We start from the raw sequence: 19,277 nt of genomic DNA, 5'->3' as shown, positions 1-19,277 counted from the left end.
AACCATTTCAAAAAAATAATTCCTGTATATAAAAATAGCCTAGAAGTATGTCTTTTTTGTGTGCTATTTGTAAAAAAATAGAAAAATATTAAATTCTTAGTTCTTTAACAAATGAATATCTCTCCATTTATTAAAGAACTAAATAAATATAGAAATTTTTTTTAGTTAACAGAAGATGTCTTCCGTTAACTTATTAAACTTAATATATATAATAGATACTTTTTACGGAACACAATTGAAGAAAGAAGGATGATGATGGATTTTAAGAATTGGTTAAAAAATGAAGAAAAACGAACGGAAATCGCACCGTTACAAAAAGAAAACGATTTTTGATGTTTTGGGTGTTATGTATTGTAAGATGTTACAAATACGAAAATCCACATAAAAATAAAAAAAAACCATTAAATAGTTTTTTTGTCATGCCCATTTTTAGTGTATTCATAGAGAATCAATAAAAATGCACTACCATATTACCTTTTAGTATGCTTAGCTTGATGGCGATGTGTCGGGACCTCATCTAGAATAATTGTTAGAATTACCAGGATAAGAGGATATTTATCTAACCATATTTTCTATAAAAAACACGACCGCGTTTCCCCCGCGGTCGTGTTTTTTATAATTAGGCTGTAATCCAAGCCTCATCAGCTGGATTTTTACGCCATTCTTGTAATTTTTTTGTTTCAGCTTGTCCGATCATACCTTTTTCTGCTGCCACTTCAGTTAATGCACTGTAGTCGCTTAGAGAATATGATGCTACGTTTGCTGCTGCTAGTTTTTCTTTTCCTGCTTCAAGCTCATACGTGAAGATTGATACGATTCCTAATACTTCACAGCCAGCTTCGCGAAGTGCTTCTACACAAGTAATTGCACTGCCGCCAGTTGAAATTAAGTCTTCTACTACTACTACTTTTTGACCTTTTTCTGCTTTTCCTTCAATCTGGTTCCCTTTACCATGACCTTTTGCTTTACTACGTACATAGCACATTGGTAAATCCATACGATCACTTACCCATGCAGCGTGCGCAATACCAGCAGTTGCTGTTCCTGCAATAACTTCTACAGTTGGGAAGTGTTCTTCGATTAACTTCTCTAATCCTGCCGCAATCGCTTGGCGTACTTTTGGATATGATAACGTTAAACGATTATCACAATAAATTGGTGATTTCATACCAGAAGACCATGTAAATGGATCATTTGGTTGTAAAAATACTGCGCCAATTTCTAATAGATGAGATGCGATTTCTTTTTTCATATTGTTACACCTTCCCACTGTTGTTTTACTGTTTTATACGCTTCAAGCGGATTTTCTGCCTTTGTAATACTACGTCCCACTACAATGTAACTTGAACCAAGTTCACGTGCACGCTTTGGCGTTGCTACGCGTACTTGATCATTAACATCATCGCTTGCAAGACGAATCCCCGGTGTTACTGTTACAAATGCAGGTCCGCATACTTCACGTAACTTTGGTACTTCTAGTGTCGAACATACAACACCATCAAGTCCACTTTCTTTCGTTAATTTTGCATAATGAGCAACCGCTTCTTCTAACGTTTTCTCAATACCAATCTCTTTTTTCATCATAGCTTCCGAAGTGCTTGTTAGTTGTGTAACTGCAATACAAATCGGTCTCTCTTTTCCTTCTTGCTTACCTTCCACTAATCCCTCAAGCGCAGCTTTCATCATGCTGCTTCCCCCAGCAGCATGAACATTTACCATATCAACATCTAGACTAGCTAGGCTGCGCATAGCGCTTTTTACTGTATTCGGAATATCATGGAGCTTTAAATCTAGAAAAATTTGATGCCCTTTTTCTTTTAAGTACGTAATGATAGCAGGTCCCTCTTTATAGAATAGCTCCATACCAACTTTGACAAATAACTGTTCCCCTTCAAAGTGGCTTAAAAACTGTTCTACCTCTGCCTTACCTGGAAAATCCAGTGCAACGATTAAAGACTGTGACATGTTTATTTCCAGCTCCTTCCCTGACATTCCGAAATGTGATCAAATCCTAATTCATCTAATAACGCTGGTAATTCTTCAATAATTGTTGGACATACGAACGGATCAACAAAGTTCGCTGTACCAACTGCAACTGCGCTTGCACCAGCGTAGAAGAACTCAATTACATCTTCTGCTGATTCAATACCGCCCATTCCGATAATCGGAATGTTAACCGCTTGACTCACTTCATGTACCATACGAATCGCCACTGGCTTAATTGCAGGTCCTGATAGTCCGCCTGTACGGTTTGCTAAAATGGGTTTTGCTGTTTTTAAATCTAGACGCATACCAAGCAATGTATTAATCATCGTTAATCCGTCCGCACCTGCATTTTCAATTGCCTTCGCAATCTCTACAATGTTTGCCACGTTCGGTGACAATTTCACATATACCGGTACTTCAGAAACCTCTTTTACTCGCTTCGTTAAATCAGCAGCAATTTCTGGGACAGTACCAAAAGCAATACCACCCGTTTTTACGTTTGGACAAGAAATATTTAATTCTAGCGCATGAACATTTGGTGCTTTTGAAATTTCCTTCGCAACCGCTACGTAATCCTCAGCTTGTGAACCAGCAACGTTTGCAATAATCGGAAGATCAAATTGCTCGAGAAAAGGTAATTCAGAATTCATTACCTTTTCTAATCCAGGATTTTGAAGCCCGATTGCATTTAGCATTCCGCCTGGTGTTTCAGCAACACGAGGCGTTGGGTTTCCATAACGAGGCTGTTCTGTCGTCGCTTTAATCATAATTGATCCAAGTACACTTAAATCATAGAACTGTGCATACTCACGACCAAATCCGAAGCAACCAGATGCTGGGATGATTGGATTTTTTAATGATAACCCCGGTAATTCAACTTGCAATCTGTTCATAGTACAACCTCCCCGATTGGAAATACTGGTCCATCGCTACACACCTTCTTGTAAGAATGTCCACTCGGATCTGCTTGCAAATGACATACACATGCGAAACATGCTCCGATGCCACAGCCCATGCGTTCTTCTAATGAAATGTAGGCTTTTCTCTCTTTATAGCGTCCTTCTAATGCACGAAGCATCGCTAAAGGTCCACATGAGTATAGAATGTCAAAGTCAATTCCATAGCTATCAATTACATCTGTTACAAACCCTTTTGTACCGTGTGTACCATCAACTGTTGCAACATACGTATCACCAAGTTCTGCGAATTTCTCTTCATAGAAGACAACATCTTTCGTCTGGAAACCTAAGATGTGAATAACGCGTACTCCCTTTGCTACAAGACGCTGTGACAATTCGTATAGTGGTGGTACACCAATTCCCCCGCCAACTAATAGAGCCGTTTGCCCAGATTCCGCTTCTTCTATAGGAAATCCATGACCAAGTGGTCCTAACACATCTACAAGTTCACCTTGTTTTCTTTTTGCTAATGTTTTTGTTCCTTGTCCTTCCGCACGATATAGCATTGTAAATTCGTTCTTGTCTTGATCGACATTACAAATACTAATTGGGCGGCGCAGAAGGGGCGTAATGCCCTCTGCTACCTTAATGTGTACAAACTGCCCTGGTTCGTTCATTTGCTGTACAAGATCACCTTGAAGCACTAATTCGTAAATGTTTTTTGCGATTTCTGTTTGATTAACGACGATCATATTTTGCTTTTGCATCATGCATGTACCACCTCGTGGCGCTCTGTTGGCGCGATTTCTTTCATTGCGTGAGCTGAGAATGTCATGGATTCTAATACTCTCAAGATTGCTCGTGTTGTATCAAGAGATGTTAAGCAAGCTACTCCATTCTCTACAGACTCACGGCGAATGCGGAAACCATCACGCGCTGGTTGTTTTCCTTTTGTTAATGTGTTGATAACAAACTGCGCTTTCCCTTGACGAATAATATCAAGTAAGTTGTAGTCTTCAGAATCAATTTTGTTTACAACTTGCACTGGAATGTTTTGTTCTGTTAATGATTGTGCTGTTCCAGCTGTCGCTAATAAGTTATAACCGATTTCATGGAAGCGTTTTGCAATTTCCATCGCTTCTTCTTTGTCTTTATCAGCTACAGTAATGATTACTGATCCGTGCGTTGGAATATTAATTCCAGAAGCAACAAGTCCTTTATATAATGCTTTTTCAAGCGTTAAATCTTTACCCATTACTTCCCCTGTTGATTTCATTTCAGGTCCTAATGTTGTATCAACTGAGCGTAGTTTCGCAAATGAGAATACTGGAGCTTTTACGTATACTTCCTTCTCTTCTGGGCGATAGCCAGTTTCAAAACCTTGCTCTACTAGGTTTTGACCTAAAATAACTTTCGTTGCGATATTTGCCATCGGCACGCCTGTAATTTTACTTAAGAATGGTACAGTACGGCTCGCACGTGGGTTTACTTCAATTACATACACTTCATCTTTGAATACTACAAACTGGATATTTAGTAATCCAACAATGTTTAATCCTCGTCCAAGTGCAATTGTATTTTCAATAATTTGCTCTTTCAGTTTTGCAGATAAGCTTTGTGGTGGATATACTCCAATTGAGTCACCAGAGTGAACCCCAGCGCGTTCAATATGTTCCATAATACCTGGAATGAACACATTTTCACCGTCTGAAATTGCATCTACTTCAATTTCTTTACCAACCATGTAACGGTCAATTAATACTGGGTGATCTGCATGAACTTTAACCGCGTTCTTCATATAGTGCAGCAGTTCTTCTTGACGATATACGATTTCCATCGCACGTCCACCTAGTACGTAGGATGGTCTTACTAATACTGGATAACCAATTTTGTCAGCGATTGCTACCGCTTGCTCTACAGTCGTTGCTGTTTTACCAACTGGTTGCGGGATACCAAGCTGTGTTAAAGCTGCTTCAAACTTATCACGATCTTCTGCACGGTCTAAATCTTCAAGTGATGTTCCTAAGATTTTCACACCGTGTTCTTCTAATTTAGCAGCTAAGTTAATTGCCGTTTGTCCACCGAATTGGACGATAACACCTTCTGGCTTTTCTAAATCGATAATGTGCATTACATCTTCGATTGTTAATGGTTCAAAATATAATTTGTCAGAAATACTGAAGTCTGTTGAAACTGTTTCTGGGTTGTTATTAACAATGATTGCCTCATATCCAGCTTCTTTAATTGCCCATACAGAGTGAACTGTTGCATAGTCAAACTCAACACCTTGACCGATGCGGATTGGACCAGATCCTAGTACGACTACACTCTTACGATCTGTTACAATCGATTCATTCTCATCACCATATGTGCTGTAGTAGTATGGTGTTGCAGATTCAAACTCTGCCGCACAAGTATCTACCATTTTATAAACAGGAGTCATATTGCTTTCTTTACGCATATCGTAAATTTCACGCTCTGTTTTGTTCCAAGCAGCTGCGATGTAATGGTCACTGAAGCCCATTTCTTTCGCAGATTGTAATACTTCCATAATTCCTACATTTTCTTTTACTTTGCGTTCCATATTTACGATGTTTTCAACTTTTTGTAAGAAGAAAAAGTCCATTTCACACCATGAGTTAATTTCTTCTTTCGTTACACCTTGACGGATTGCTTCTGCTACAACAAACAGACGCTCATCATCAGCTTTTATAATACGTTTTTTCATTGTCTCTTTATCAAGCTCTTTTAAATGCTCTAACTCTAAGTGATAAATGCCAAGCTCTAAAGAACGAACCGCTTTTAATAATGATTCCTCTAAGTTACGCCCGATTGACATAACTTCACCAGTTGCCTTCATTTGTGTACCAAGTGTTCTGTTTGCTGATTCAAACTTATCAAATGGCCAACGTGGAATTTTTGAAACAACATAGTCTAATGCTGGCTCGAAGCAAGCGTATGTTTTTTGTGTTACTGGGTTTACAATTTCATCTAATGTTAAACCAACTGCAATTTTTGCCGCTAGCTTCGCAATTGGATATCCAGTTGCTTTAGATGCTAGTGCAGACGAACGACTTACACGCGGATTTACTTCGATTACATAGTATTGGAAGCTATGTGGATCAAGTGCAAGCTGAACGTTACATCCACCTTCAATTCCTAATGCGCGAATAATTCTTAATGAAGTATTTCGTAACATTTGATACTCACGGTCACTTAATGTTTGGCTCGGTGCTACAACGATAGAATCACCTGTGTGAACCCCAACTGGATCGATATTTTCCATGTTACATACTACAATCGCGTTATCATTCGAATCACGCATTACTTCATATTCAATTTCCTTACAACCAGCAATACTCTTTTCTAATAAACATTGTGTTACTGGACTATGTTTTAATCCACCTGATACGATTTCAATTAGTTCTTCTTCATTACTACAGATTCCGCCACCTGTTCCCCCCATTGTAAATGCTGGGCGAACAATAACTGGATAACCAATTTCTTTTACAAATTCATGTGCTTCTTCTAGCGTATGAATAATGGTGCTAGATGGAATTGGTTCATTTAATTCCTGCATTAATGTACGGAATAAATCACGATCCTCCGCTTGCTCGATTGCTGATAATTTTGTTCCTAAAATTTCAACTCCGCACTCTTCAAGTATGCCTGATTTCGCAAGTTCAACAGCCATATTCAACCCTGTTTGACCACCTAATGTTGGTAGGATTGCATCTGGACGTTCTTTACGAATGATACGGCTTACGAATTCTAATGTTAATGGTTCTATATATACTTTATCTGCTGTTGCAGTATCTGTCATAATTGTTGCTGGGTTAGAGTTAACAAGGATTACTTTGTAACCTTCTTCTCTAAGAGATTGACAAGCTTGTGTACCAGAGTAATCAAACTCTGCTGCTTGCCCAATTACAATTGGTCCTGATCCGATTACTAAAATTGTGTTAATGTCTAGGCGTTTTGGCATAACTCTTCCCCTTCTTTCTTGAAGTTTTCAATCATTGCTAAGAAATCTTCGAATAAATCATTTGCATCTTCTGGTCCTGCTGAAGCTTCTGGATGGTATTGTACTGTAAATGCTGGGAACTTCTTATGACGAAGACCTTCTACTGTTCCGTCGTTTAAAGCAACATGCGTAATTTCAAGATCTGTATTTTTAACTGACTCTTCTTCTACTGCGTAACCATGGTTTTGAGAAGTGATTGCTACTTTTCCAGTTGCAAGGTGTTTTACTGGGTGATTTAAACCACGGTGACCGAATTTTAACTTACTTGTATTCGCACCAGATGCTAGAGCGAATAATTGATGGCCAAGGCAAATCCCGAATAAAGGTACTTTTCCGATGATTTCTTTTAACATTTCAATTGCTTCTGGTACATCTTTTGGATCCCCAGGCCCATTACTTAACATAATTCCATCTGGGCTAAGGCGTAAAATTTCTTGCGCCGTTGTATTGTAAGGTACAACAATTACATCACAATCACGTTTATTTAATTCTCGTAAAATACCGTGTTTCATACCGAAGTCTACAAGTACAACACGATGACCACGACCTGGACTTGGATATGGATCTTTTGTTGATACGCGTTTTACATGATCTGTAAAGACTGTCGCTTTTAATTGGCTAACGATGTATTCTACATTCGCATCCATGTTGCAAAGACGACCGCGTAACGTTCCATATTGACGGATTTTTCTTGTTAATTTTCTCGTATCAATTCCTGCTAATCCTGGAATATTTCTTTCTTTCAAGTAATCATTTAACGAAATTTCATTACGGAAGTTAGATGGGTGATCACAAATTTCGTTTACGATTAAACCATTTACAGATGGATGAATTGATTCGAAATCATCACGGTTAATGCCGTAGTTTCCGATTAATGGGTAAGTAAATGTTACAATTTGACCGCAGTATGATGGATCAGATAATGTTTCTTGATATCCAGTCATTCCAGTTGTAAATACAACCTCACCTGACTTTTCGATTTCTCCTCCGAAACCTTTTCCAATTAATACTGTTCCATCTTCTAAGATAAGTTGTCTGTTCATACTAATGCACTCTCCTTTTGCCATGCGATCTTACCACCAACGATTGTCATAATCGGCCAACCTTGGCATTTCCAGCCTGCGAATGGCGTGTTTTTCCCTTTTGATAAGAATGTTGTTGGATCAATCTCTTCCTCTTGTTCTAAATCCATAATTGTAATATCTGCTGCTCTTCCTTCTTTCAAGCGACCGGCTTCTAGACCAAATGTATCAGCTGGTTTTTCTGTTAAGAATTGAATTAATTGTTCTAATGTAATGATTCCTTTTTTCACAAGGTTTGTATATAGCAATGGGAATGCTGTTTCAAAACCAGTAATTCCAAATGGTGCTCTTTCAATCCCTTGTGCTTTTTCTTCTGCTGCATGCGGTGCATGATCTGTTGCGATTATATCGATTGTTCCATCTAATAATCCTTCAATTAATGCTTCGTGGTCTTCTTTTCCTCGAAGCGGCGGATTCATTTTAAAGTTTGGATCAGCCGATGGGATATCATCTTCACATAATACTAAGTGGTGCGGTGTTACTTCTGCTGTCACTTTAATTCCAGCACGTTTTGCATCACGAATCACTCGTACAGATCCTTTTGTACTTACGTGACATACGTGATAGTGGCAATCTGCCGCTTCCGCAAGTAATATGTCCCGGGCAATATGTACAGATTCACATACTGATGGGATACCGTTTAATCCGTGTTCCTTAGAAAACTTCCCTTCATGTACACAACCTTTATTAATTAGCGTATTTTCTTCACAGTGTGCAACGACTGCCATATTTAATTTTGCTGCACGTTTCATAGCAGCTAGCATCATGCTTGCATCTTGTACGCCTACTCCATCATCAGTAAACGCGAATGCTCCAAGTTCTTTTAATGTTTCAAAGTCTGTCATTTCAGAACCTGCTTGACGTACTGTAATTGCGCCATATGGCAGTACATTTACATGTGCTTTTTCTTTAATTCGTTTTTGCAAGTCTTCCATATGTTCTTTGCTGTCCGGTACTGGGCGTGTATTTGGCATTGCGCAAATTGTTGTAAATCCACCCTTTGCTGCTGCAAGCGTACCTGTTTCAATTGTTTCTTTATGTTCACCACCTGGTTCGCGAAGATGAACGTGTACATCTACTAATCCAGGTGCGATTAATTTTCCATTTACATCGATTACTTCAACATTATCTGCCGTAATATTTTCTGCTACTTTCGCAATTTTACCGTCTTGTACAAGAAGATCTGTTGCTACAATTTTTCCTTCTTCATTTAGATAACGTCCATTTTTAAACAAATAATTCATATTTCATTCCTCCTAATACATTTGGTAATGCGCGTTTTAGTACAGCCATTCTTACGTAAACTCCGTTTTCCATCTGTTTGAAAATGCGGGAACGCTCACACTCAACGAGTTCGCTCGCAATTTCTACATCGCGGTTTACAGGAGCTGGATGCATAATAATGCTTCCTTGTTTCATACGTTTTTCTCGTTCAATTGTTAATCCGTGCTGTTCATGATACTCTTTCATGATGTCTGTTTCATAATGGTCATGACGCTCATGTTGCACACGAAGTAACATCATCACATCCACTTCTGGAACAAGTTCATCTAAACTTCTGTATGTTCCGAATGTGTTAGTTTCATCTTTCCACTCTTCTGGGCTAGCAAAGTAAATTGTTGCTCCTAATTTCGCTAATGCTTCAGCATTAGAGCGGGCTACTCGGCTATGGCGGATATCTCCAACAATTGCAATCTTTAATCCTTCGAAGCTTCCAAACTCTTGTTTAATTGTTAAAAGGTCTAGCAAGCATTGTGTTGGATGATTTCCACATCCATCTCCAGCATTTAGGATTGGAATATTTACTTTATCTTTTAGCTCATCGAAGTAGCGATCTTGCTGATGACGGATGACTACTGCTTTTGTTCCGATTGATTCTAGTGTTCTTATCGTATCGTATAATGTTTCTCCTTTTTGTACGCTAGAAGAATCTGCTGAGAAGTTTAATACGTCTAGTCCTAATCTCTTCTCGGCAACTTCGAAGCTAAACTTTGTTCTCGTACTATTTTCGAAAAATAAGTTCGCTACAAACGTTTGCTCTGTTGTTTTTTCACTTCTTCCATTTGCGAAATCTTCTGCGTCTTTTAGGATTTCTGAAATCTCTTCTTTCGATAATTCACTCATCGTTAACAAATGGCTCATTGTCATCCCTCATCTTTCTGATTTTTATGATAACACTTTTGTATTTATATAATAATAACTGCATAAAAATACCCTAATCGTATGAGACTAGGGTGCGAGAAAAAAGCCACCCTTTTCGGTCTCACAGGACTGAATTAAAAGGTTGTTTTTATGAAGCAATCTGCTTAGATTGTTGTTTCTGTTTCATTTCAGGTAACAGTAGATTTAACAGTACGCCAACGATTGCTGCAAGTGCCATTCCTTCTACTTGGAATGATTCTCCGACACGAAGTACCGCGCCACCAATCCCGATTACCAGAATCACTGATGCAATCATTAAGTTTCGTTTGTCGCTTAAGTCTGTTTTATCATCTACCATCATGCGTAAACCGCTTGATGCGATTACTCCAAAGAGTAAGATTGATACGCCCCCCATAACTGGTGTTGGAATCGAGTGAATCAGTGCGGAAATCTTACCAATAAATCCGAACATAATCGCGAAGACTGCTGATCCGATGAATAAGTATACACTGTAAGCTTTCGTAATTGCCAGTACACCTATGTTTTCACCGTATGTTGTATTTGGTGGTCCACCAATTACTGATGCGATTAATGTCGCTACACCATCTCCAAAAATCGAGCGATGTAACCCTGGTTTTTCAATTAAATCTCGATTAATAACATTTCCAAGTACGATTTGATGCCCGATATGTTCTGAAATTGTTACAAGTGCTACTGGCACCATTAAGAGTACAATCTTCCATGAAAACTCTGGCGTGTAAGTTACAAATGGTACGACAAAGTCTGGTACATCAAACCATTTCGCCTCAGCTACTGGCTTTAAGTCCACCAATCCTTGGAAGTAAGCGAAGATATATCCTCCGATAATCCCTAATAGAACTGGTATGATGCTGAAAAATCCTCTTCCGAATATAGAGCAAATGATTGTAATTGCTAGCGTTACTAATGCTACTGAGAAGTGTGTAACACTATACTTGCCACCTGCATCATTCATTGCCATATTCACTGCTGTGTGTGCTAATGCTAATCCGATAACCATTACAACTGGACCAACAACAATTGGTGGGAGTAACTTCATAATCCATGCTGATCCCGATTTCTTAATTCCAAGTGAAATTAAGATGTATACAAGTCCTGCTAGTAAACCACCAAGCATTGCTGCTCCTGGCCCTCCTGCTGTCTTCGCCGTAATAATCGGTGCGATAAACGCGAATGATGAGCCTAGATATGCTGGTACTTGACCCTTTGTTATAAGAATAAACGCGAGTGTTCCTAATCCACTGGAGATTAAAGCTACTGATGGGTTCAGTCCTGTTAAAAACGGAACAAGTACTGTTGATCCAAACATCGCGAACAAATGTTGTATACTTAAAAATAACCATTTTCCGGGTTTCGGTACTTCATGAATGTCTAACACTGGCTTTTGCTCCATTGTTATATCCTCCTTCAGTTTAAAACTTTGCAATAAAAAAACTCTTTGCGCCCTATGCACAAAGAGTCCTATACTTTCGTATGTCAAATTTGACATACGAAAGTCAAGACCCTTTGGCAGCCTCACAGGACTACATTTAAAAGGGCTTTACTTATCGTATATACTTACTCGATCTTGCTGATCCGTCTCTTGCAAATCAACTTCAATACGTTCTTCACTTGATGTTGGAATGTTCTTTCCTACATAATCAGCACGAATTGGTAATTCACGATGACCTCTGTCTACAAGAACAGCTAGTTGGATTTGTGATGGTCTACCTAAATCCATAAGAGCATCCATCGCTGCTCGAACCGTTCTTCCTGTATACAATACATCATCCACAAGAATAACTTTTTTCTTCGTAATGTCCACAGGAATATCTGAACCTTTTACAAGCGGTTCTTTATTTTTTGATTGCAATGTTAAATCATCACGATATAGCGTAATGTCTAACTCGCCTACTTCTATTTCTTTTCCTTCAATTTGACCAATTCGTTCTGCTAAACGCTGTGCAATAAAAATCCCACGTGTTTTAATTCCGACAAGAACACAATTATCGACACCTTTATTACGTTCCACAATTTCATGACTGATGCGTGTTAAAGCGCGGCGAATCATTTGGTCATCTAAAACGACAGCTTTTTCTTGCATGCTCTACACCTCCAAGCTTTTTTCTTGCGTGAGAGGAATGGTATAAAAAAAGTCCTCTCAGCGTGTGCGAGAGGACTTTTGAAAAAAGGGTACAAGTATACCCTAAGTATTTCAAACCGTTACCTTCTCAACCTCACGGGGCTGTGTTAAAGGATCATTATTCAACTGCTGTTAGTATCGCAGGTTTCAATCGTTTTGTCAATACTATTTCCGTAAAACATTTAAAACTTCTTCAAATACTGCTGGAACTGGCGCCTCAAACTCGATATATTCGCCTGTACGAGGATGATCAAACCCTAAAATCCCCGCATGAAGCGCTTGTCCATTTATATCTAATGTTTTTTTCGGGCCATATTTCGGATCTCCCGCAAGCGGGTATCCAATATATTTCATATGAACACGAATTTGGTGCGTACGGCCGGTTTCTAAACGACACTCTACAAGTGTAAAGTCTTTAAATCGTTCTAACACCTGAAAATGCGTAACAGCATGCTTCCCATTTTCATCAATCGTCATACTTTGGCGGTCCTTTTTATCACGGCCAATTGGAGCATCAATTGTTCCTTTATCATGTGGAATTACACCATGGACGATTGCTTTATATCGTCTTGTTACTGTTTTTGCCACAAGCTGATTTACAAGAGATTCATGTGCCATATCATTTTTAGCAACCATCAATAAGCCAGATGTATCTTTATCAATACGATGTACAATACCCGGACGCATTACACCGTTAATACCTGATAAATCTGTACAATGATGCATTAACCCATTTACAAGTGTACCACTTGTATGTCCAGGAGCTGGATGCACAACCATGCCACGTGGCTTATTCACAACAAGCACATCTGCATCTTCATAATAAATTTCTAAATTCATGTCTTCTGGCAAAATATCAAGCTCTTCTGGTTCTGGAATTGCTACTGCAATTTCATCATTTACTTTTACTTTATAATTTCCTTTAATGTCGTTTCCATTTACGGTTACAACGCCATCTTTAATCCACTGTTGTACTTGTGAACGTGACCATTCATTGTTCACTCCCGCGAGAAACTTATCAATCCGTTCGCTCTTTTGTTCTTCTGTAACTGTTACTTGTACTACTTCGCTCATTCAATTACTCCTTCATTTTCTTTCCTTCTAATAATGTTTGAATAATAATCAATACAACCCCAATACATAAAGCTGAGTCAGCTATGTTAAATACCGGATAGTTGTATGAAAAAATATACACGTGAATGAAATCCACCACTTCTTGTCTAAATACACGATCAATAAAGTTGCCAATTGCTCCGCCTAAAATAAGACCTAATGAAATCCCTAGGAGCTTATCTGTTTTTGCATACTTTTTCATATAAAATACGATAAATCCTACAAAAACAACTGTAATAATATAGAAGAACCACATTTTGTTTTCTAAAATGCCCCAGGCAGCTCCTCTATTCCGATGTGATGTTATGTATAATACATTATCGATAATCGGGATACTTGTACCTAATTCCATGTTTTTTACAATTAACCATTTCGATACTTGATCGATGGTAATGACAAATAACGCTATTAAATAATATATCATTTTCATTTCCCCCACAAAGACAGTGTACCTCAAAATTTTAGCATAGCTACGGTCTTTTCACAATGAACCTTTACGGAAGAATAAAATAAAATAAAAAAAGGTAATATAATATCGTTGTGCCTCTTAGACATTTACTTTCTCATATAAAAATTCATGAATTGTACGAGCTGTTGGCATCATTTTCATTTGCTTTATAGGAATGTATGTCCCAGTTTCCTCACAAATGCCATACATATCGATTTCCATTTTAAATAATGCTCGTTCCACATCTTTTAAATCTTCTCTTATATCATGTAAAAATAATTTCTTTTTTCCATCTTCCTTCGATTCATAGCCTAATTCCAGTCCGAATTCTACATAATAAGTTTTTATCGCTTCTTTTGCCAGTCGTTCCTGTAGTTCTTTTTTCATCAATTGTAATTCTTCTTTGATTTCCATATAGATTTCATTCACGTGTACATTCCTCCCGGCTGCAATGTACCGTTAGTGTGTCCGAAATTTTCTCGCTTACCGCTCACACATTTTTCCTTCATGGGAAAGTGCTTAAAAGTTACTTCCTCCTGCCCAATAGAAAAACTTTAAGCAGTCGAACTTTTCATACATCTGCTACATGTTAAGAAGAATCATTACTAAATACAAAAACTGACTACCGTAATAGCAGTCAGTTTTTATCACATCATTATTTTACATAATTTTCTTTTACTACTGTTGCACAACGCTCACATAATGTTTCATGTTCAGCGTCTTTACCAATTGTTTCAGAAACAACCCAGCAACGTTCACATGTTTCACCAGTTGCCTGCGCTACAACAACAGCTGTATGCTCATATTTTGGTGCATCCACTGGAGCTTCTTCCATTGTTCCACCAAGTTTATACTCAGAGACAATAAATAATTGTTTTAAATCTTCACTAATAGACTCTAACATTTGTTTCATTTCTGCAGTTGGATATAGGGTAATACTCGCATTTAATGACTTACCGATTACTTTTTCATTACGAGCCACTTCTAAAGCTTTTAATACGTCATCTCGAAGTGTCATAAATGCATCCCATTTTGTTTTTAACGCTTCCGCACCCTCTACTTCTACAGCTTCTGGCATATCAGTTAGCTGAACGCTTCCCTCTACAACACCAGGAACATATGGCCATACTTCATCAGCTGTATGAGGTAAGATTGGTGTTACAAGTTTTGTCAATGCAACAAGAACATCGTAAAGTACTGTTTGAATCGCACGACGGTCATGATGATTTGCTGCTTCAATGTATAAAATGTCTTTTGCAAAGTCTAAATAGAATGAGCTTAAATCAATTGTGCAGAAGTTATGAATTGCATGATATACTGCCGCAAAGTCATATGTTTCATATGCTTCTTTTACTTTTGTAATTAAGTCATTTAATTTCACTAGCATGTAGCGATCTACTTCACGTAATTCAGCTTTCGCTACTGCATCTTGACTTGGATTAAAGTCAGCTAAGTTTCCTAATAAGAAACGGAATGTGTTACGGATTTTACGATATACTTCTGCAACTTGTTTTAAGATATCATCTGAAATACGCACATCAGATTGGTAGTCAACAGAAGATACCCATAAACGTAAAATATCTCCACCTAATTGATCCATGATTTTCTTCGGTACAACAATATTCCCGATAGATTTACTCATTTTACGACCTTCACCGTCTAATACGAATCCATGACTCAACACACCTTTGTATGGTGCTTTACCTGTTACTGCAACTGCTGTTGATAATGAAGAGTTAAACCAGCCACGGTATTGGTCAGATCCCTCTAAGTATAAATCAGCTGGACGTTGTAAGTCCTCGCGCTCTTCTAGGACAGCTTGGTGAGAAGAACCTGAATCAAACCATACGTCCATAATGTCTGTTTCTTTACGGAATTCGCCATTCGGACTAGATGGATGTGTAAATCCTTCTGGTAATAAATCTTTCGCTTCACGTTCGAACCATACGTTAGAACCGTTCTCACGGAATAGATCTGCTACGTGATTGATTGTTTCATCTGTAATAATTGGATCGCCATTCTCTGCATAGAAGACAGGAATCGGTACACCCCATGCACGTTGACGAGAAATACACCAATCACCACGGTCACGAACCATATTATGAAGACGTGTTTCCCCCCATGCTGGTACCCATTTTGTTTCCTCAACCGCTTGTAATAATTCGCTGCGGAACGCTTCAATAGATGCAAACCATTGCGCTGTCGCACGGAAGATAATTGGTTTTTTCGTTCTCCAGTCATGTGGATAAGAATGCGTAATAAATGTTAATTTTAATAACGCACCTACTTCTTCTAATTTTTCTGTAATTGGCTTATTAGCTTTATCATAGAATAGACCTTCGAATCCAGGTGCTTCACTTGTTAATACACCCTTATCATCAACTGGACAAAGAACTTCTAATCCATACTGTTTACCAACAAGGAAATCGTCTTCCCCGTGTCCAGGTGCTGTATGTACACAACCTGTACCAGCATCTGTTGTAACGTGCTCACCAAGCATAACTAAAGAATCACGCTCATAGAATGGATGCTTCGCAACTGTATACTCAAGTTCGCTACCTTTAACTGTTTTCACAACTTCAGCATTTTCCCACTCTAACGTTTTAGAAACTGTGTCAAATAGTTCAGAAGCAATAATATATTTTTCATCATTTACTTTCACAATGCTGTATTCAAGTTCTGGATGAACAGAAATACCTAAGTTGGCTGGTAATGTCCAAGGTGTTGTTGTCCAAATGATAAATTTCTCGTCGCCTTCTAATACGTCTTTTCCGTCTTTTACAGGGAATGCCACATAAATAGATGCTGACTTTTTATCATTGTATTCAATTTCAGCTTCAGCTAAAGCGGATTCACTTGTTGGAGACCAATAAACTGGTTTTTGTCCTTTATAGATATAACCTTTTTTCGCCATTTCACCAAATACTTTAATTTGCTGCGCTTCATAAGCTGGCTCTAAAGTAATATACGGGCGATCCCAATCAGCACGCACACCTAGACGTTTAAACTGTTCACGTTGGCGATTCACTTGTTCGTATGCATACTCTGCACATAACATACGGAATTCTGCAACCGTCATTTCTTTACGTTTTACACCTTTATTTGTTAAAGCTTGTTCAATTGGTAAACCGTGTGTATCCCATCCTGGTACATATGGTGCACAGTATCCAGTCATTGATTTGTAACGAACAATAAAATCTTTTAATACCTTATTTAACGCATGTCCCATATGAATGTCACCATTCGCATATGGAGGACCATCATGCAGTACAAATAAAGGACGACCTTTTGTATGTTCTTGTACCTTTTCATAAATGTTCATCTCAGCCCATTTTTCTTGCATTGCAGGCTCACGTTTTGGTAAATTCCCACGCATTGGGAATTCTGTTTTCGGCATTAGTAATGTATTTTTATACTCCACGCTTAATTCCTCCTCGAATTTATAAAAGAAAGACCCTAAAAAATGGAATAAAAAAGAGACTCTCTCATCCCCAAAAAAGGGACGAGAAAGTCTCCCGCGGTACCACCCTAGTAGACCGTACACGTATGCACAAGGTCCTCTTTATATTCTTAACGCGAATATACGCCTACGCTTACTTTTTTGTTCAGCGCGGAACTCCAGGGTGATATTCCCATTTATCTCCTTATCCTGAGCTTACACCGTCCTCAGTTCGCTATATAAGGTATGAAAAAGGTACTTATCCCTATCTTTGTTTTTCTTAATAAATATGTTGTTTAAAATTATATGTAATAATGAGAAAAACGTCAAGCTTACACTGTTTCTTCTTTCTTTAATAGCTCGTCCACTTCTTCTTCTAGCTCAATTAATTTGTCCCAATCATCGTTGTTTAACATTTCAAGCTGTGCTTCTAATAACATACGGAAACGCGTACGGAATACTTTCGCTTGTTTCTTTAGCTCTTCAATATCAAATGCAACTTTTCTTGATTTTACTAAAGCTTCATTAATGATACGATCTGCATTCTTTTCTGCTTCACGTACAATTAATTTCGCTTCTTTTTGTGCATTACGCTTTACTTCTTCAGCCGCTTCTTGTGCAACAACGATAGACTTATTTAGCGTGTCTTCAATGTTAGAAAAATGATCTAATTTACCTTCTAGTTGAGCAACTTTTTCTTCTAATGCTTTCTTCTCGCGAATGACCAATTCATAATCTTTGATGATCTGATCAAGAAACTCATTTACTTGATCCTCATCATAGCCACGGAATCCGCGACCAAATTCTTTGTTATGAATATCTAATGGTGTTAACGGCACAAACGCCACCTCCAAGTAGTTATCTGAATTTTCTTCTTTTAATTATATCTTTTCTTCGACAAAACAAGAGTTTTTCCTTCTAAAAAACCAATCATTTTAGTATACCATACAAAACTCGCCATTTGTCGCGTTTCGTTTTTCCTTCTACAGAAAATAATTTACTCCGGCCATATCCCCTAATTGAAAAAACATCACCCGGAAAACACTCATATGCAGTTTGTTCAACAGTTTTCCAGTTCACTTTCACAAGACCGTTTTTTATAAGTGGCTGTACTTTTTGCCGTGATAGATGAAGCATTTCAGCTAGCAGGACATCTAATCGAAGTGATGAAACAGTTCCAGATTGTTCTTTCCATTCTTCTTGCAATCGTAATACTTTGTCTGCTTGTACAGAGGAAAGTGAGACCTTCATTTTCCCTATTGATTGTAAATTCATTTCAATGTAAGAAACAATTTCTTTTGCAACTATAATTTGGGCACGATTTTCTTGAAGCAAAATATCACCACACTTTTCTCTTGTAAGACCAAGAGACATAAATGCACCTAATATTTGCCTATGTTCAAGCGTATAAAACTTGGAAGGATAGTCAATTTCTAATACTTCAACTTGAAAATCTTCTTCATTTAAATCCAGATAACTCGGATAAATAAGAGCTCTTTTCCTTTCCGCTTTTGGCTCAGCACCATAAAGACGCAAAGTAGCATCCCCTTGATTTCCAATTATCGTAGCAACAATTTGCTGCTGACGCGGATCCAGAAAATCCGTTAATTTCACTTGATGATATTCTTCAGCTACCTGTTTCCACTCTAACACTTTATCGACAAAGACCACTTCTTCGGGTCTAAAATGCTCATAGATGCTCATTCATTCAACCTCTTATTACAAGAAATAACGAAACAGACTTACTAAACCATTACTAGCCAATCTCAACGCAATAATTGCAACAATTGGAGAAATATCCATCATGCCAAAAGGTGGGATGAATCTCCGAAACGGCTCTAAATATGGTTCACAAATACGTGATAGAAGATCACCAAATGTTGATTCTCTAGCCCCTGGAAACCAAGATAGAAGGATATAGATAATAAGCGCCCAGGAATAAATCTGGATGATCCAAAGCAATGCTTGTAAAATAATCGTCAT

At 38.1% G+C, this 19,277-nt stretch carries 17 protein-coding genes and 1 other annotated feature; all 17 genes read right to left on the bottom strand.

Features of this window, described 5'->3' with window-relative positions:
- Positions 1 to 619 precede the first annotated feature (619 nt).
- The 17 genes from pyrE to ACM6HU_RS09080 all read right to left on the bottom strand — a co-directional run bounded on the left by pyrE (position 620) and on the right by ACM6HU_RS09080 (position 19,277).
- Positions 620 to 1,252, bottom strand: coding sequence for an orotate phosphoribosyltransferase (gene pyrE, locus ACM6HU_RS09160; protein ID WP_016116008.1), 633 nt, complete (start codon positions 1,250 to 1,252; stop codon positions 620 to 622).
- Positions 1,249 to 1,965, bottom strand: a complete 717-nt coding sequence (gene pyrF / locus ACM6HU_RS09155; RefSeq protein WP_016116009.1) for an orotidine-5'-phosphate decarboxylase — start codon at positions 1,963 to 1,965, stop codon at positions 1,249 to 1,251. Before pyrF ends, pyrE begins: the two co-directional genes overlap by 4 nt.
- Positions 1,966 to 1,967: 2 nt before the next feature.
- Positions 1,968 to 2,879 carry a dihydroorotate oxidase B catalytic subunit gene (gene pyrD, locus ACM6HU_RS09150; protein WP_016116010.1) on the bottom strand — a complete coding sequence of 304 codons (912 nt, stop codon included), beginning with the start codon at positions 2,877 to 2,879 and terminating at the stop codon, positions 1,968 to 1,970.
- On the bottom strand, positions 2,876 to 3,655 hold the full coding sequence (gene pyrK, locus ACM6HU_RS09145; RefSeq protein ID WP_016116011.1) for a dihydroorotate oxidase B electron transfer subunit: 780 nt from the start codon (positions 3,653 to 3,655) through the stop codon (positions 2,876 to 2,878). The genes pyrD and pyrK overlap by 4 nt, the downstream gene beginning before the upstream one ends.
- A complete protein-coding gene (gene carB / locus ACM6HU_RS09140; RefSeq protein WP_016116012.1) occupies positions 3,652 to 6,870 on the bottom strand; it encodes a carbamoyl-phosphate synthase large subunit in 3,219 nt (1,072 codons plus the stop codon). Before carB ends, pyrK begins: the two co-directional genes overlap by 4 nt.
- Positions 6,855 to 7,952, bottom strand: a complete 1,098-nt coding sequence (locus tag ACM6HU_RS09135; RefSeq protein ID WP_033671433.1) for a carbamoyl phosphate synthase small subunit — start codon at positions 7,950 to 7,952, stop codon at positions 6,855 to 6,857. Before ACM6HU_RS09135 ends, carB begins: the two co-directional genes overlap by 16 nt.
- Positions 7,949 to 9,235: a dihydroorotase gene (pyrC, locus tag ACM6HU_RS09130; RefSeq protein WP_016116014.1), complete on the bottom strand. Its 1,287-nt coding sequence runs from the start codon at positions 9,233 to 9,235 to the stop codon at positions 7,949 to 7,951. The genes ACM6HU_RS09135 and pyrC overlap by 4 nt, the downstream gene beginning before the upstream one ends.
- Positions 9,219 to 10,133 carry an aspartate carbamoyltransferase catalytic subunit gene (locus ACM6HU_RS09125; protein ID WP_414848116.1) on the bottom strand — a complete coding sequence of 305 codons (915 nt, stop codon included), beginning with the start codon at positions 10,131 to 10,133 and terminating at the stop codon, positions 9,219 to 9,221. Before ACM6HU_RS09125 ends, pyrC begins: the two co-directional genes overlap by 17 nt.
- 148 nt (positions 10,134 to 10,281) lie before the next feature.
- On the bottom strand, positions 10,282 to 11,565 hold the full coding sequence (gene uraA, locus ACM6HU_RS09120; protein WP_016116016.1) for a uracil permease: 1,284 nt from the start codon (positions 11,563 to 11,565) through the stop codon (positions 10,282 to 10,284).
- A 147-nt stretch (positions 11,566 to 11,712) separates the two neighbouring features.
- Positions 11,713 to 12,255 carry a bifunctional pyrimidine operon transcriptional regulator/uracil phosphoribosyltransferase gene (pyrR, locus tag ACM6HU_RS09115; protein ID WP_001156487.1) on the bottom strand — a complete coding sequence of 181 codons (543 nt, stop codon included), beginning with the start codon at positions 12,253 to 12,255 and terminating at the stop codon, positions 11,713 to 11,715.
- Between the two features lie 204 nt (positions 12,256 to 12,459).
- On the bottom strand, positions 12,460 to 13,368 hold the full coding sequence (locus ACM6HU_RS09110) for an RluA family pseudouridine synthase (RefSeq protein ID WP_016116017.1): 909 nt from the start codon (positions 13,366 to 13,368) through the stop codon (positions 12,460 to 12,462).
- A 4-nt stretch (positions 13,369 to 13,372) separates the two neighbouring features.
- Complete coding sequence (gene lspA / locus ACM6HU_RS09105; protein WP_016116018.1) at positions 13,373 to 13,831, bottom strand: lipoprotein signal peptidase LspA; 459 nt, start codon at positions 13,829 to 13,831, stop codon at positions 13,373 to 13,375.
- A 123-nt stretch (positions 13,832 to 13,954) separates the two neighbouring features.
- Positions 13,955 to 14,284: a DnaK suppressor protein gene (locus ACM6HU_RS09100; protein WP_016116019.1), complete on the bottom strand. Its 330-nt coding sequence runs from the start codon at positions 14,282 to 14,284 to the stop codon at positions 13,955 to 13,957.
- Positions 14,285 to 14,510: 226 nt separating this feature from the next.
- On the bottom strand, positions 14,511 to 17,276 hold the full coding sequence (gene ileS2 / locus ACM6HU_RS09095; RefSeq protein WP_414848115.1) for an isoleucine--tRNA ligase: 2,766 nt from the start codon (positions 17,274 to 17,276) through the stop codon (positions 14,511 to 14,513).
- Positions 17,277 to 17,350: 74 nt separating this feature from the next.
- Positions 17,351 to 17,575: a binding site (T-box leader), on the bottom strand.
- A 51-nt stretch (positions 17,576 to 17,626) separates the two neighbouring features.
- On the bottom strand, positions 17,627 to 18,133 hold the full coding sequence (gene divIVA / locus ACM6HU_RS09090) for a septum site-determining protein DivIVA (protein ID WP_016116021.1): 507 nt from the start codon (positions 18,131 to 18,133) through the stop codon (positions 17,627 to 17,629).
- A gap of 91 nt (positions 18,134 to 18,224) precedes the next feature.
- A complete protein-coding gene (locus ACM6HU_RS09085) occupies positions 18,225 to 18,998 on the bottom strand; it encodes an RNA-binding protein (RefSeq protein WP_016131892.1) in 774 nt (257 codons plus the stop codon).
- Positions 18,999 to 19,013: 15 nt separating this feature from the next.
- Positions 19,014 to 19,277: a YggT family protein gene (locus tag ACM6HU_RS09080; RefSeq protein ID WP_016116023.1), complete on the bottom strand. Its 264-nt coding sequence runs from the start codon at positions 19,275 to 19,277 to the stop codon at positions 19,014 to 19,016.

The sequence above is a fragment of the Bacillus sp. IT-79MI2 genome (genome assembly GCF_949768135.1).
Lineage (GTDB): Bacteria > Bacillota > Bacilli > Bacillales > Bacillaceae_G > Bacillus_A > Bacillus_A pseudomycoides.
The sequence above is the reverse complement of the archived record's forward strand: the minus strand, read 5'-3'. Positions and strand labels throughout refer to the sequence as shown.